Source organism: Kitasatospora sp. NPDC023118, assembly GCF_055560875.1.
On record NZ_JBVHHW010000039.1, the window covers coordinates 45587 to 60116 of the forward strand.

5 protein-coding genes and 1 pseudogene are annotated in these 14530 nt (G+C 66.0%); 3 read left to right on the forward strand and 3 right to left on the reverse strand.

The window, feature by feature from the left end:
- Positions 1 to 5 precede the first annotated feature (5 nt).
- A pseudogene (locus ACZ3UD_RS33725) lies at positions 6 to 584 on the reverse strand (ornithine carbamoyltransferase); the annotation flags it as partial.
- On the opposite strand from ACZ3UD_RS33725, the gene ACZ3UD_RS33730 reads away from it, so the two are divergent.
- Together ACZ3UD_RS33730 and ACZ3UD_RS33735 are read left to right on the forward strand one after the other, a co-directional pair.
- Positions 564 to 1091: a hypothetical protein gene (locus tag ACZ3UD_RS33730; protein ID WP_465596553.1), complete on the forward strand. Its 528-nt coding sequence runs from the start codon at positions 564 to 566 to the stop codon at positions 1089 to 1091. The pseudogene ACZ3UD_RS33725 and the gene ACZ3UD_RS33730 sit on opposite strands and share 21 nt — an antisense overlap.
- A 72-nt stretch (positions 1092 to 1163) precedes the next feature.
- Positions 1164 to 2198 (forward strand): integrase core domain-containing protein, encoded by a 1035-nt coding sequence (locus ACZ3UD_RS33735; protein WP_465596535.1) that lies wholly within the window; start codon positions 1164 to 1166, stop codon positions 2196 to 2198.
- Between the two features lie 544 nt (positions 2199 to 2742).
- On the opposite strand, the gene ACZ3UD_RS33740 is transcribed toward ACZ3UD_RS33735, so the two are convergent.
- Both ACZ3UD_RS33740 and ACZ3UD_RS33745 read right to left on the reverse strand, forming a co-directional pair.
- Positions 2743 to 3219, reverse strand: a complete 477-nt coding sequence (locus ACZ3UD_RS33740; protein WP_465596538.1) for a DUF1877 family protein — start codon at positions 3217 to 3219, stop codon at positions 2743 to 2745.
- A gap of 119 nt (positions 3220 to 3338) precedes the next feature.
- Positions 3339 to 9902 carry an RHS repeat domain-containing protein gene (locus ACZ3UD_RS33745; RefSeq protein ID WP_465596541.1) on the reverse strand — a complete coding sequence of 2188 codons (6564 nt, stop codon included), beginning with the start codon at positions 9900 to 9902 and terminating at the stop codon, positions 3339 to 3341.
- 772 nt (positions 9903 to 10674) lie between these two features.
- On the opposite strand from ACZ3UD_RS33745, the gene ACZ3UD_RS33750 reads away from it, so the two are divergent.
- Positions 10675 to 14106 (forward strand): ricin-type beta-trefoil lectin domain protein, encoded by a 3432-nt coding sequence (locus ACZ3UD_RS33750; RefSeq protein WP_465596544.1) that lies wholly within the window; start codon positions 10675 to 10677, stop codon positions 14104 to 14106.
- Positions 14107 to 14530 lie beyond the last annotated feature (424 nt).

The following is a 14530-nucleotide window of genomic DNA, read 5'->3' on the forward strand; positions in this document are numbered from 1 at the left end:
GACGCTCACGCCCGGCCGGCCGGCTCGCCCCGACCGCGCAGGCACCACTCGAGCACCGCCATGGCGCTGTGCAGCTTGTGACCGGCCTGCCAGAACGCGATGCTGGACGCGCCGTCGAGCACATCGGCGGTGACCTCCTCGCCGCGGTCGGCGGGCAGGTCGTGCATGAAGACCGCCGCCGGGTAGCGGGCCATCAGCTCGGCGTTGACCTGGAAGGGCGCGAAGACCTCCCGCCAGTTCGGGTCGGGCTTGCTGGTTCCGGTGGTCTGCCAGCGGGTCGTGTAGACGACGTCGACCCGGTCGGGCAGGTGGGCCAGGTCGTGCCGCTCGGTGACCAACGCACCGTTTCCGGCGGCGAGTTCGCCGGCCCGGTCCAGGTAGTCCGTCGGGAGCCCGTAGCCGGCGGGGGTGCGCAGGTGGAGCTCGGTGCCGGGGAAGCGGCTGAGCGCGAGGGAGAACGCGGTGGCGGTGTTGTTGCCCTCGCCCAGGTAGAGCACCCGCAGACCCTCGATCCGCCCGAAGTGCCACTGCAGGACGGTGAGATCGGTGAGCGCCTGGGTGGGGTGCTCCTCGGTGCTCATGGCTGTTCGGGCACCGGTGTTGCCGGCGACCCGCACGTTGCGGCCCAGCCGCCCGAGCCCGGCCGCACCGGCCCGTACTTCCTGTGGCCGGCCCTCGCCGACCACGCCGACCTGCGCGCCCTCTACGAGGAAAGCGGCATCGGCAACGCCGTCCGCGCGTTTCTGCGGCCCGACCTCGCCTTGCCGGCCCCGGAGGTCGCGCAGCTGGCGCTCACCCTGCCGCCACACCTGCACCATCCCGGCGCCCCCCACATCGACGGCCTCACCCCCACCGAAGACGACGGCCGCCCCGGCCCGTTCACCGTCCTGGCCGGCCTCCTACTCACTGACCAGCGCCAGCGCGACCGCGGCAACCTCTGGGTCTGGCCAGGCACGCGCCTGAGCACGGCAGCGTTGCCCTTGCCGATAACCTCATCCGCCCTGGTAAGAGGCACTGCGCGAGAGTTCACTGGTGTCGACCTCTCCAGTAGAGCCAGCGCTCTGGCAGAGCCGACGACATCCGCGGCATGATGATCGACCGTGCTGCTGTGACTGACCTACCTGGCCGTCACGAACGCGTTCGCGATGCTGCGGCTACTACCGATGAGCGACCGCGAGAAGGACATGGAAATCCTGACCCTGCGCCATCAGATCACCGTGCTACAGCGGCAACTGAACGGACAGCGGGTACGGTTCAAAACAAGCGACCGGGCGTTCCTGGCGGCACTGCTGCGAGGTCTGCCGACGCAGGTGCTGCATCGGATGCGGTTGCCGGTGCGGCCGGACACCGTTCTTCGATGGCACCGCGACCTGGTCGCCCGCCGCCACGCCGCCCGGTCCCGGCCCAAGCGCCCAGGCCGACCGCGCACCGTACGCTCCATCCGCGCCCTGGTCCTGCGTCTGGCCGCCGAGAATCCGGCATGGGGCTACCGGCGCCTGCACGGCGAACTGCTCGTCCTCGGCATCAAGGTCGCCGCGTCCACGGTCTGGCAGATTCTGAAGGAGGCCGGCATCCCGCCGTCACCCGAGCGCGTCTCCAGCACCTGGGCCGACTTCCTGCGCTCCCAAGCGAACGCACTCCTCGCCTGCGACTTATTCGAAACGGTCACCCTGTCCGAAGCCCGACTGCATGTGCTCGCGGTGATCGAGCACGCAACCCGACGGATCCGGATCCTGGGCGCACCCGCTCATCCGACCGCGTCCTGGGTGGCGCAGGCGGCGAAGAACCTCGTCATGGACCTCGAGGACGCCGGCTGCCGGGCGCGCTACATGCTCCGGGACCGGGACGGGAAGTTCCCCGAACTGTTCGACGCCGTCCTCGCCGACGCAGGTATCCAGGTCGTGCTCAGCGGAGTCCGCATGCCGAGGATGAACTCCATCATGGAAAGGTGGGTGCAGACCTGCCGGCGAGAACTGCTGGACCGCACGCTGATCTGGGACCAGCGCCACCTCCTGCACCCGCTACGCGAGTTCGAGAGGTTCTACAACGACCACAGGCCACACCAGGGCATCGCGAACGCCCGACCCCTCCGCCCCCTTCCCGCACCGATCGACAACCCGGAGCAGATCGCCCGCCTCAACATGCGCCGAACCGACCGACTCGGCGGCCTCCTCCACGAATACCGACATGCAGCCTGAACAGGGCGGATGAGGTTTCCGGCAAGGACAACGTCCTCCGGACGCTTGCGCAGTTTCAAAGTGGCGTGCAGTTCACTGAGCAGCTGTTCGACGGCGGGCGGCATGCGCCTCACCCTGTCATCACCATCATCGAAGCTCCACCCATTATCCGACTGGAGGCCCGAGAGGGAGGACGGCGGTGTTCTCGACCGAAGGCTGGGACAAGGTCCTATGCCCCTGATCACCCCTCCCCTGCAGCATCGCGCGCAGCTGATTGGCGATCGGTCGAACGGGCAGCAGCGTCATGGGGTGAAAGGTATCGGGCCACCCCGACAGCACAGGCCGAGTCTGAAGAGAATCCTGATGCACGGGGGTAGGGTTGTCGGCGACAGGTGAAAAGTGGTTCGGTCGCCGCCGACAGAGCAGACCGACTACTACGGACCAGCCCGGCCTCGATCTCCACTCGATCGATTCCCCACGGGCGAAGCCCTGTTGCCAAAACTGTAGGCGCCGACACGCCGAAGCCTGCCGCGACCGTGTCGCAGCAGGCTTCGACGTCGTTGGATCAGAGGTAGACGCTCTTCAGAATGCCTTGCTTGGACTGCGCGGCCCGCCGGAAGAGCTCCGTGACCTCCGCCATCCGGGAGATAACGTCATCCAGGAGCCCTGGCGGTAGTTCCCCGTTGACGTTCTCGGCGAGCACGGCCGCGATCCGACTACGGAGATCATCCGGATCGAGAGCCGCCAGCGCGGTGAAGGCGGCGGCGGTACGCTCCGGGGAGACGAAGACCAGGGTGGTCTCATCATCCGGGAACTGGCCTACGAGGTCCCCACCTGTGATGACGTCACTAAGGCTCGTCGCCGAGTACTGGCGGAGAGACTTCTCCAGGTACAACCACATCTCTTCGAGGTCGAACAGCTCGCCACTCGCCTCGCCTTCGCGGCACTGGTCGGAGGAGAGCCTGCTCGGATAGCGCTCCAGAACCTCATCAGGGCTCAGGTGAGCGACGTCGTTGTCTACACGTCGCAGCAGGAGGTTCATACTTGGTCCATTCGCATTGTTCTGCACGACTGCCTCGCCGCATGCTACGAGGCGCCTGGTCCAGTGTGTGGACTTTGGGTGAAGTCGGCTCACCAGGGACGTCGTGTCTCGATGTATAGCTACTCAGCAGCTGAGGCTGCTCCTCCGGTGAGGATCATCGCAATGGTGCCAGCTATGGCGACTCCGATCGTACTGACGCTGACGTGAGGCATCTTGAGCTCGAACCCCGGCGTAAGGTCAGGGCCCGGCGGATCGAGGATCGTACCCGGCGGCGCCGGGTTCGGGTTCGGCGCGGGCCCAGGAGACGGGTTCGGAACCGGCAGCTTATTCGGTGCTGGCGCGGGAACCGGCGCGGGCTTCGGAGTGAGCCCGAGCGGCCCCGAGGGAGCGTCGTAGATCTTGTATGCAAGGACGCCCTTGCTCACGGTTGACGATCGCGCCGATACCCATTCGGTGGGCCGGTAGGGGTTGATGCCAGCGAAGGACCCCAAGTCAAAGCCGACTTCGACGTTCCGGTGGTCACCGGCGGCCTCCAGCTTCGCCTTCAGGTACTTGACATAGGTCTTCACCTCTTCTTCGCCAGCCTTCTCGGCCGGTCCTCCTGCGTTCTTGGTATCCCAGATGTAGACCGTAGTTTCCGTCCAGTAAATGAGGTCGGCCTTCCCGTTGACCTTGAGGTTTCCCTCATTCTTTCCCTTCGCCGCCCCGGGGATGAAGTTCTCGGGGTCGATCCCCTTTCCAAGGTACGAGAGATCAGTGGTGACCTTTCCGCCCCCGAAAGGCTGCGAGACCCTGAGCTTCATCGCGAAACTCTCAGTGATAAAGTCGTGAGCCGGGCTGTACTTCGCCACGACCTCGCTTGCGAAGCTCCAGACCTCCGAGACCGCTTTTTCGATCTGCTTGGGAAAGTCGTTGAACCAGCTCAGGCCTGTGGGGTCGGTTCGGTTGACCGGGTCGTTGTCGCAGTAGGCGTATCCGTTCCACTGCTGCGGCGCGTCGAGTTTGAGTAGTGGATCGGGGTTGAGGAACCTGCCCGTGGACGGCTGGTACTCACGGGCGCCCAGGTTCACCAGTCCGGTGGCAGGGTCCAGGGTGCCGCCGACGAAGGCTCGCAATCCGAGCCAGCTGCCCGGTGCAGGCTGGTTGCCGCGCTGGTTGCCGAACGGATCCATCGGGCGGCGGACGACGGTCTGGTCAGGGTCGGTGCCGATCTGAACACTGGCCGTGCCGTGCGGATCGGAGGCCTGGTAGACGAGCGTCCCGCCGCCAGTGCTGGTCGTGATCCTGGTGATGGCTAGGCCACCGGGCGAGGGGTAGTAGCGGACGTCCGACATCGCCTTGGTGGCGGTGTTGAGCGTGAGCTCATCCGCCCCGAACAGCAGCGTGGTTGCACCCTGGTTGTAGCGAAGCAGCAGGTTGCCGTCGGCGTCGTAGAGGTAGGTGGTGTCTGCCGCTGATCCCTTCTGTTGAGAAGCCACCGATGCCAGTTTGTTCTCGCCGGTCCACGTCAGGTTCGTGGTTCCTGCGGGGCCGAAGATGGCTGTGGTGTTTCCAGACTTGTCGTACTGGTAGGTACTGGTGGTTGTGCCGCCGCTCGGTGAGCTGGTCGTGGCGGAGATTAGGGCGTGCGGGCCTCCGGAGCCGGTGTTGGGCTGGCCCTGGGTGCCGAACGTCTGCGTTGTGGTGACGTCATTGGCGGCATTTCCGGTGACGTCGTGCTGAACGAGCCTGGTCCGGTTGCCGGTCGCGTCGTATGTGTAGGACTGCCAGTACGGCGCCGGTCCACCGACGCTCGGCGAGGTCCCGCTCGTCACAGGGCCACTTGCGTTGGTGCATCCTCCGATGCCGGGCACCGAGGTGGCGCTTCCAGGGCCGTAGGAGGTACCGGACGAGTCGGTCCATGTGCCAGTAGGCTTCGTGGTGACGGTGCCGGTGTCGGTCCACGCCTGGCTCAGTCGGCCCAGGTAGTCATAAGTGAAGCACTGACGGTCGCTGGCCGCGGCGTTCTGCAGGTCGGTGACCGAGGTGAGCTGGCCGACCGGGTTGTAGGTGTAGGTGGTCTGGTCAAGCGAGGTGGTACCGACCTGTCGGTCCAGGAACGAGGACACAACATGCCCGGTGGCCGGGTCGTACACCTGGGTGGACACGACCTGGGTTCCGTAGTCGCCCAGCGTGGTACGGACGGTGTTACCGAACGCGTCGTACTGGACGTCGTGGACCAGGGTGTCGTTGCCCGCAGAGTTCTGCAGGTTGCCGGTGGTGTCGTAGACGTTGGTGACGGTCTCGGCCGGTAGGCCCCCCATGGCGGGTGAGGTGGCGGTGGCCACCGTGCCCAGGATGTTGTTGTAGGTCTTGCTGGTGGTGTAGGTGCCGGCCAGCGCCCCCTCAGTGGACGGAATCGTCACCGTCGTGCCCTGCGGGCGGTACGCGGTGTCGTAACCGGTGACAGCCTTGGTGTAAGCGGCGCCGTTGGCTCCACCCACGTAGCGGGTTGAGCCAGTCGGCTTTCCCTTGGCCAACGTGTCGTAGCTCCACGAAGCCAGCTGGTTGGCCGGGGCGACCGATCCGTTGTACATCCCAGTCTTACGGCCCAGCAGGTCGTAGGTGTAGGCCAGGGTGTTGCCGTTGGCGTCAGTGGTGTGGTCTACCCGCGAATTGACGTCATAGTATGTGTGAGTTGTACCGGTGTCGGGGTCCGTTGCCACGATCTGACGGCCTCTGAGGTCGTAGTCGTACGACCAGGTATTGCCCGCCGAATCGGTACGGGTAGCCGGTTGTCCGCCTGACGTGTAGGTGTAGCTGGTCACATCGGCGTCTGCGGCGTTGCCGGTCGGTGTTGGCCCGCGGTACTGCCACAGCGCGCTCACGTGCTTGCGCGCGTCGGTGAACATCGAGGTCGGCATGCCGCCCTGTGGCGGGGTGACATCGGTTCGGTCCACCCCGGCGTAGCTTGTGGTCGTCGACCACTGCGGCTGCGCGTACGAGACGAAAGCCGAGTTGGTAATCCGACCCTGGCCGTCGTAGGTGAGCCAGGTCTGCGCCGGGACCTGCGAGTCCTGCGGGAGGAAGATATTGCTGTTCGGGAAGCTGCTCTTCTCGTAGTAGGAGGAGGCCTTCTTGATCGCCCAGCCGTGCGAGTCGTAGACGGTGTCGCTGATCAGTCGACCGGTGGCGGCAGCCGGTGAGGTGCTCTGGGTCTGGCGAAGCCGACCCAGGCCGTCGTACAGCTCGGTCTTGTAGGAATAGGTGCTGTCCTCTCGCAGCGCTTGGCTGGTCACGACCGAGGGGCCGGTGAGGCCGTTGACTGCGTAGGAGTATTTGTAGTTGGGGTTGGCCTTGGTCGATTGTTGCGGCAGCCAGACGGCGGTCAATCGGCCCAGGCCGTCGTACTGCTGGGTTGTGGCGCGACCGTTGGCGTCGGTGCTCACAAGCGGAAGGCTGCGGCCCGGGTCCTGGACCACCGTGGTCGCCCAGGAGGAGCCCATCGGACCGGTGGAGGTGGTCGTGATCGGCAGCGCGCCGGTCGCCGGCGAATACGCGATTGTCGTTGTGGCCGCCGGCGCTGCTGGGTCCGGGCCGGAGAGCTGGTTGCCCTTGTCGTCATAGGTGGAGCCGTCGTTGGCGCTCGACGATGTCGGCCGACCGTAGACGTCGTAGCCGCTGTGTCCGGCGTTGACGAACACGGGCCTGCCGGAACCGTCGTAGTGGTCCAGCTGCTGTGCGCCAGTGATCTCCGCCAAAGAGCCCGCCTGGCCGAAGGGCAGGTTGTCGTACAGAGTGCGTACGTTACTGACGACGGTGGCCCCTGTGGCGGCCGTGCCGCACGGGCCGGTCACCGCCAGTACCTCGCTCGCCAGGCTGAGCAGCATCGGGTTGCCCGGGCTGCTCGCGTAAGACGTGGTGGTGCAGATCTCAGGGGTGACGGCGGTGCCGTCGCTCTTGTCGTCGACCTGCACCTCCCGGTTGCCCCGCGACGGGTCGGTAGTAGTGATCTTCGTCTGGATTCGCCAGTCGCCGCTGGCCAGCCTCTCCTTGGTGACAGCCGTGACCTGCGAGGACGCATACCGTGCGACCAGATCCGGCAGACCGGACTGCTTGTGGGTAGAGGTGGCCTGCTCCCCGTTGGAGGTACTGCCGTTGAGGGAGACCACCGCTCCGCCGGCCTGGTCGTAGACCTGAGTCGCGAGTTTGCGGCCGGCCAACCAGTTGCTGTCGGTGACCACGTCGCCCAGCGGGCTGGTGACCGTCACGCTGCGCGTGCTGCCGTCCGCTTTGACGTCGCCGTCCATACCACGCAGATACGTCACCCGTTGCTGCGTTTTGGGGGCCTCGCCGGTGTAGCCGCTGCCAGTGACGGTGTCGACCGACTGGTAGCCACGGAAGGAGTCCCAGGTGCGAGTCTTGGGGTCGATCAGCTCTGCGTCGTTGCGGTGCCAGGCCGCGCCGCCGTTGTACGTGTAGGAGATCGCGGAGATCACCGATCCAGTCACCGTGTCCTGCTCGCTGACCGAGGTGACCAGATACTTGTTGAACCAGTCGTTGACCGGGGTAGTCGCCGAAGAGCCGGGCAGGTACCACTTCACCGGCCGACAAGCCATGCTGTTGCCATCCTCAGAGAGCGGCATGGTGTTGTTGACCCGGGAGCACTCCGGCTGGCTGTAGCGGACGTCGATCTGTCCACCAGTCTCGGTGGTGATCTGCTGGATGCGCGGCCGGTTGAAGATCGGCGCGGCCGGGACCAATCCGTCGACCCGGTTCGGCAATTCACGCGCGGTGAAGGTCACCGCGGGCGTGCTGACGTTGGGCTGACCATTGGATCCGGTGCGCTGGATCGAGGCCAGCCACAGGGACGGCTTGGTGCCGTCGCCCGGGTCGGGGAAGGTGTGAGTCAGATTCCAGCTGTCCACCGTGCGGTAGTCGGAGTTCACCAGCACCTGGGTGGTGATGCTGGTCAGTCGCTTGGTGGTGAAGTAGGACGGCCCGTTGTTGGTGCAGGTCGAGGAGCCGTCACAGGCCTGGTCCAGCGGCACGTCGGGCCAGGACGAGGCGTTCGCGGTAGTTCGCTGCGAGTCGGCGCAGGTGATCGTCCCGGACGGCAGGCAGCGCTCCGAGGTGGTGAACACCAGTTGGGCGGCCGGTCGAATGGAGCCCTGTGCGGCTACCTGCTCTGGCAGTCGCTGGCCCCAGGCGATCTTGGCCGGAGTCCCGCCACGCACATAGGACGTGGATGTGCCCTTGCCTCCGTTCTGACCCCCGCCACGGTTGTAGCTGTTCGACTCTGCCGCGTATGTGTAGGTGATCAGGTTCTGGTGGGTGTCCACGATGTAGTCGAGGTTCCAGCGCCACCCCATGGAGCACCAGGAGTCCTTCCCGGCAGCCGAGTTGCACGGGTCGCCGCTGTTCGGCGCGTAGACCGGCTCTCCCCAGGCGGAGTTGGTGGCCGGGTCGGTCCCGTCACCGCCCGGCAGGTGGTTGAGGCCGAACCAGTACTGAGTGCCGTCACTCGTGGTGACCCTCCAGTACTCGCCATTGTTCAACCCGTTCGGTGCTCCCGTCAGCTGTTCGACCTTCGAGCCATCGTCGCTCTGTGGGTGCCAGACGCCCGTAGAGTCGTCGCGCACCAGGGCACCCGAATGGCCATTCAGCGTGAGGCTGGCGTTCTGCCCACCCCAGCAGAGGTCGTGCGAACCGCTGATTCCGGCACTTTCGCACGGCTTGTAGGAGCGCTCGATGAAACCGGGCGAGTAGTTCCAGCCGTCACCGATCCAGGACGCCTGCGCATTGGTCGACGAGGTCAGACCGTCCACTGCGGACGAGTCGTAGGAGAGTGCAACCGCGGGAGGCTTGGCACCCAGCCAGCCAGGCAGCTGGATCGGGTATGAATAGGCGAAGTTGCCCATGTTGGATCCGCCACTCCACGCCATCGAGGACGTCAGCGGAGTCGCCGCATAGGTGCCGCCGGCCCCGGATGAGTCCGTGGTGGCGGCCAGCACCGCTGGCGCCGCGCCCGCATCGGCGGCTTGCACGACGCCGGCATCGCCGCGTAGCGATGCCTGGACGACATTCGGAGCCGAGGCCCCCACAGAGGACTTGACATGGCCTGCCGGAGCCGCAGGGAGCGTGATGTCCACTCTGGCCTGGCCGGAGGGAGCGTCCACGGTCGATCGGACCGGAGTCTGCGTGCGGCATTCGGAACGATCGGGAGTGGTCAGCACGCAGGCAGGCATGGCCACGAGCCGCGCTCGGTCGGCCCACAGTCCGCCGCCCAGCGTCTTGAGGTCTACGTCGACGGTGACCTTGCGTTCGCCACCGGAACTGGCGCCCGCGCCTTCGGTGAGCGAGATCAGGGGACCGGCCACGCCGGCTGCAGCACCCATGGCCGGGTCAACGACCTCCACCTTCACTCGGTGTGCGGCCCCCGAGTCGTCGGCCGAAGGCGCGACAGACACCGGGAGGGAGCCCGCACGAACTGGTGAGCGCCCACTGGAGGCTGGCGAGGCGCCGCCTGTGGCGCGGGCCGCCGCTTGCGCTTCCGGGGAACCAGCACCGATCGTGACTTCGGCGGTACCGGTCGGCATCACGGCGGTGGAGGGCTGCCAGTCCGGCGGTACGGGGAAAGCCGGCGGCTGGGCCTTGCCCGGCGGCAGGTCCGCACCTGCCACCGAACTGGTCTGCTTGCCCAAGGGGGTGTTCGGTGGCACCCAGGTTTTTCCGTGTGGCCGCCGATCCGCCCAGGCCTGGGTGGATGGTGCGGCAACGAGGGCGACGATCACCAAAAGTGCCGACAGGCCTCCCAACCATGGATGATGCCGTCTCACCGACCAGCGTCCGAACCGTATTCGGGCACGCCAAGTACCCACACAAGTCTCCTGTCAAAGTCGGTTCATCGAACGATCCGTCACAAGGAAATGTGATGATCGTCTTTGGACCTTAGGGGGATGACGGAGAGTCGAGGTGAGTGGCCCTCATCAAGGTCTCACATTTTGCTGATCATTTACCTGCGCGCGGGCGACATTCCGGACAACTACACACAAGGTCGCACGCAGTTTGACCTGCGGCTTTTCACTCGCGATCGTTCATCTTCGAATGCCCGCTCGACCCCGCGCGGGCCACTTCGGAGGGATCTCCCGTCACAGCATGAGAACAACCCCAACACCGCGGGTCCTCAGGACCCGTCGGCGCAGCAGGTACCTGCTCACCCTGACCACTGCCGCTCTCGTCAGCGTCGGGCTGGCCGCTGTACCCAGCACGAGTGTCGCCGCCCCAAACCCCGCTCCCACACCCACCGCGCAAGCCAGCCCGAGCCCGCAGGCCAAGGCTGTGGCCGATGCGCGAAGCAGGGCAAAGTCAACCGGGAAGCCGGTTTCCGTAGACGTACTGACCACCGAGGCAACCGAGACCACGGTCGACCCTGGCGGCCGACTCGCCACGACCAGCTACGCCCAACCCGTACGGGTGAAGCGCGGCACGGGGTGGACCGCCATCGACACCACACTCCACACCAATCCGGACGGCACGATCAGCCCTGCCGTCACATCTCAGCCGCTCGCTCTCTCCGGTGGCGGCAGCGGCGTACTGGCCACCACAACTACGGGCGACGGAAAGAAGCTGACCGTCGGAAGCCCGTTCACGCTACCCAAGCCTGAACTCAATGGCTCCACCGCCACCTACCGCGGCGTTCTAGGCCCGGATGTGGACCTGCAAGTCACCGCCCGTCCCGACGGCGGCTGGCGGGACGTCATCGTGGTGCGCACAGCCACTGCCGCAGCCGACCCCGCGCTGACCAAACTGCACTTCTCTGTAAATCTGAGCGGCCTGGTCACCCATCAGGACTCGGCTGGCAACCTTTCGTTCACCGACGACAACGGCGCGGTCCGATTGCATGCCCCCACTCCCTTCCAGTGGGACTCGAGCATCTCGCCGGCCCCGAAGGCTGCCGCGCCCGCCGCGGCCCCACGGCTGATGGCGAAGAGCGCAGGTACGGCCGGAGAACCGTCTGCCCCGCCAGCGTCGACGTCGGAGGCTCCGGGCGAGACCGCCGTGGTCGCTCCGATCAATATCACGGCCACTGACAACGGCATCGACCTGATGCCGGACCGGACCAGCTTCGGCAAGGGCACTGGTCCGTGGTACCTCGACCCGACGATCAGCGCCGACAGCGGCATCTGGTCCTCAGCCCAGGTCCAGGAGAACATCCCGACCGCCAAGAACGTCAACACGCTGAACGAGCTGGGCACCGGATACTGCGGATACTCCGACTGCCACGGGTACGGGCGCTACCGCGCCTACTTCCAGATCGGAATCAACTCCGCGATCTGGAACCAGCAGAGCGGCGCCCCAGCGCCTCCCACGGTCTACAACTCGACCCTCTACACCAACGTCACGAGCCAGGCCTCGCCCGGTACCCAGACACCGATGGGCGTGTACGCGACTCCGCGGTTCGACGGTGACACCACCTGGAACCGCCAGCCCTGCTACAGCGACCTGTCCAACTGCGGCAAGGTCACGGGGGCGCTGATCACCGGCACCGGTGGCCTGAACTTCGATGTGACCTCCACGATCCAGCAGCTCGCCGCCGGACACGCCCCCGACTGGACCTTCGCGCTGATTCCGGACAGCGAAACCAACCAGTACTACCGCGTCCATTTCAGCAACAACCCGCACATCACCACCTGGTACGACATCACCCCCAGCACCTGGAACCCGGTCACTTCTCCGACTCCCGGGTTCGCGTCCGACCCGAATCTGAGCAACCCCTGCCAGACACCAGGCACCGGTCACCCCTGGGACAACCCCGGCTGGGTCGGTGCCAACCAGAACATCACTCTGTCGGTCAGCAGTTGGTCTCCTGCCGGGCAGAACCTTCAGTCCGGATTCCATGTCTGGGATGACAATGACGCAAACTGGTCACTTTGGCAGAGCACTGCATGGGCAGGAGCCTGGAACACTCTGAGCCTTCCAGTCGGCTCGCTGGCTGACGGCCACCAATATGGCTGGACGGCCAACTCCACGGACGGCACTCTGACATCGCCCGACACCAACGGGTGCTACTTCAGGGTCGACAAGACCCCTCCATCGGTCACGCTCACGTCGGCCGACTTCCCACCGTCCGGCACGCCCAGCCCGAGTCCGCAGTTCTTTGCGAGCGACCCGACCCACCCGGGCACCTTCACGCTAACGGGAACCGACCCGGCACCCACCGGCGGCAGTGCATCCGGCGTCGCCTGCATCCGCTGGACCACTATCCCCACCAACGCGAGCGTCACTGGCTGGCGATGCGGCACTGGGAGCGGTTCCGGGGAAGGCGTCGTCACAGGCAGCAGCGGAACATTCCAGTACAGCCCCGGCACCTGGGGTACCAACACCATCTGGTTCCAGGCCCAGGACAACGCCGGCAACTACAGCCAGGTCGGCTCGTACACCTTCTATGCTCCCTGGAACAAGAACGCCACCCCGGTGTTCGGCAACGTCAACGGCAGCCGGCGGCCGGACGTCCTCACCCCGGACAGCACCGGCAACCTGCGGGTCATGGAAGCCAACACCGACCCTGGCAACGTCCCGGCCGCCCCGGCCGCCGCCGCCCCCGGCGCTCAGGACCCACTTTTCCAGGGCACCACCTGGTCCAATTACCAGGTCACGCATCGAGGCAGCCTCCAGCGCGGTAGCTTCGTCGATGATGTCCTGGCCCACAACACCACCAGCGGAAGTGAGCTGGCCAAGCACCTCTACAAGGTCAAGAACGACGGGAACGGCCACTTCGACGGCGTCCCGGTGGACATCACCAAGCCGACAGCCTGTTCCAACGCCGACGGCTCGCCGGCGACCGATTGCTCCACGCTGAACTACAGCGCTGCCGACTGGTCACAGGCCAGTCAAATCCTGGCATTGGGGACCCCATCGGGGGAGGTCACGAAGCCGGTCACCCTGCCGGATCCCCAGAACCCCGGGCAGACGGTCACCAAGTACACCATCTCCCAGACCACACTGCTGACTGTCGAGAACGGTGCGCTGTGGCTGTACACGCCGACCGCCGCGGGAACTCTGCAGAGCGCCCGCAAGCTGTCGGCCGACAATGCCTGGAACGGCTACGACTTGATCAACCCCGGCCCGGCCGCTGGAACCACGCAAGCTACCCTGTGGGCTCGCGAGCAGGCGACGGGCAAGGTCCGCTCGTATGCCATCACCGGAGGTAGCTCTCCCGACTACAGCCTGCTGGCAACCCCCGCCAACGGCTTCCTAATCCTGGACGGGAGCGGTACCACCGCAGCCAACTACCCGAAGATCGGTTCCTCCGGCGACCTTGACGGAGACGGACTGCCTGACCTGTGGACCATCGACAACAACGGCCGATTCGCCGTCTGGAAGGGCACCACAACCAACACCACCGCCGGGACGAATCAGGTGACCGGCTTCCAGAATGCGGTGGACATGGGCTACGCCAACACCGCCGTCCACATCAGCTCCAACAACGCCCCGAACCCGTGCCTGGATGCATACGGCGGCCCGGCGGCCGGGCACGCAGTCGACGTCTGGAACTGTTGGGATGGACCGAACCAGCGCTTCACGCTCGCATTCGACGGCACCCTCCAGGCTGGCGGGGTCTGCGTAACACTGGCGGGGAACGCAATCGACAACGGCACCAAGGTGGTGCTCGCCCCATGTGTGTCGGCCACCACAAATGCTGCAACCGCCGCAGCCCAACAGTGGCGCTACAACCCGTCCACCGGCCAGATCACCAGCCCGGCAACCGCGACCGCCCAGAACCCGGCACGCTGTCTGGAGGAACCCGAATGGCAGGGCAGCAATGGCACCCAGATGGGGATCTATGACTGTCTCGGCAGCCACGCCAACCAGTCCTGGAGCCTGGTAGCGCTGGCCAGCGGCTAAGCAGGGGCCACCTGTTGAACAGCTCCACCCTCCGGCGATCAAACCGCTGACCACAAATACCAAGGTGGCCGTGCCGGGCACATCAGTTGTCCGGCACGGCCACCAGTCGTCGCATGTGTCGGCAGGCGGCCACAACCCCCGCATCGGGATTGACGCGGGGAGTAGGCCGTGTCAGCGAGCACCGCGTCCGGGTGCGCACGCGGGCAGCCGATGGGCCCGTTGCCGACGCGGCGCGGCCATGACCTGTTCGAAGGCGGGTACGTAGCAACCTGCCCGAGGGTGAGGACGAAGGCCAGAAGCCGCCTCCGTCGGCAGCGAAGGTGGATCTCAGCTTGGCGTTTAACCTCGCTGTGCTTGGTGTTCCTTGATCGAATCGGCGCGTTTCACGGTCTTTCCGACGTCGTGGTGCTTGGCGCGGTTCTTG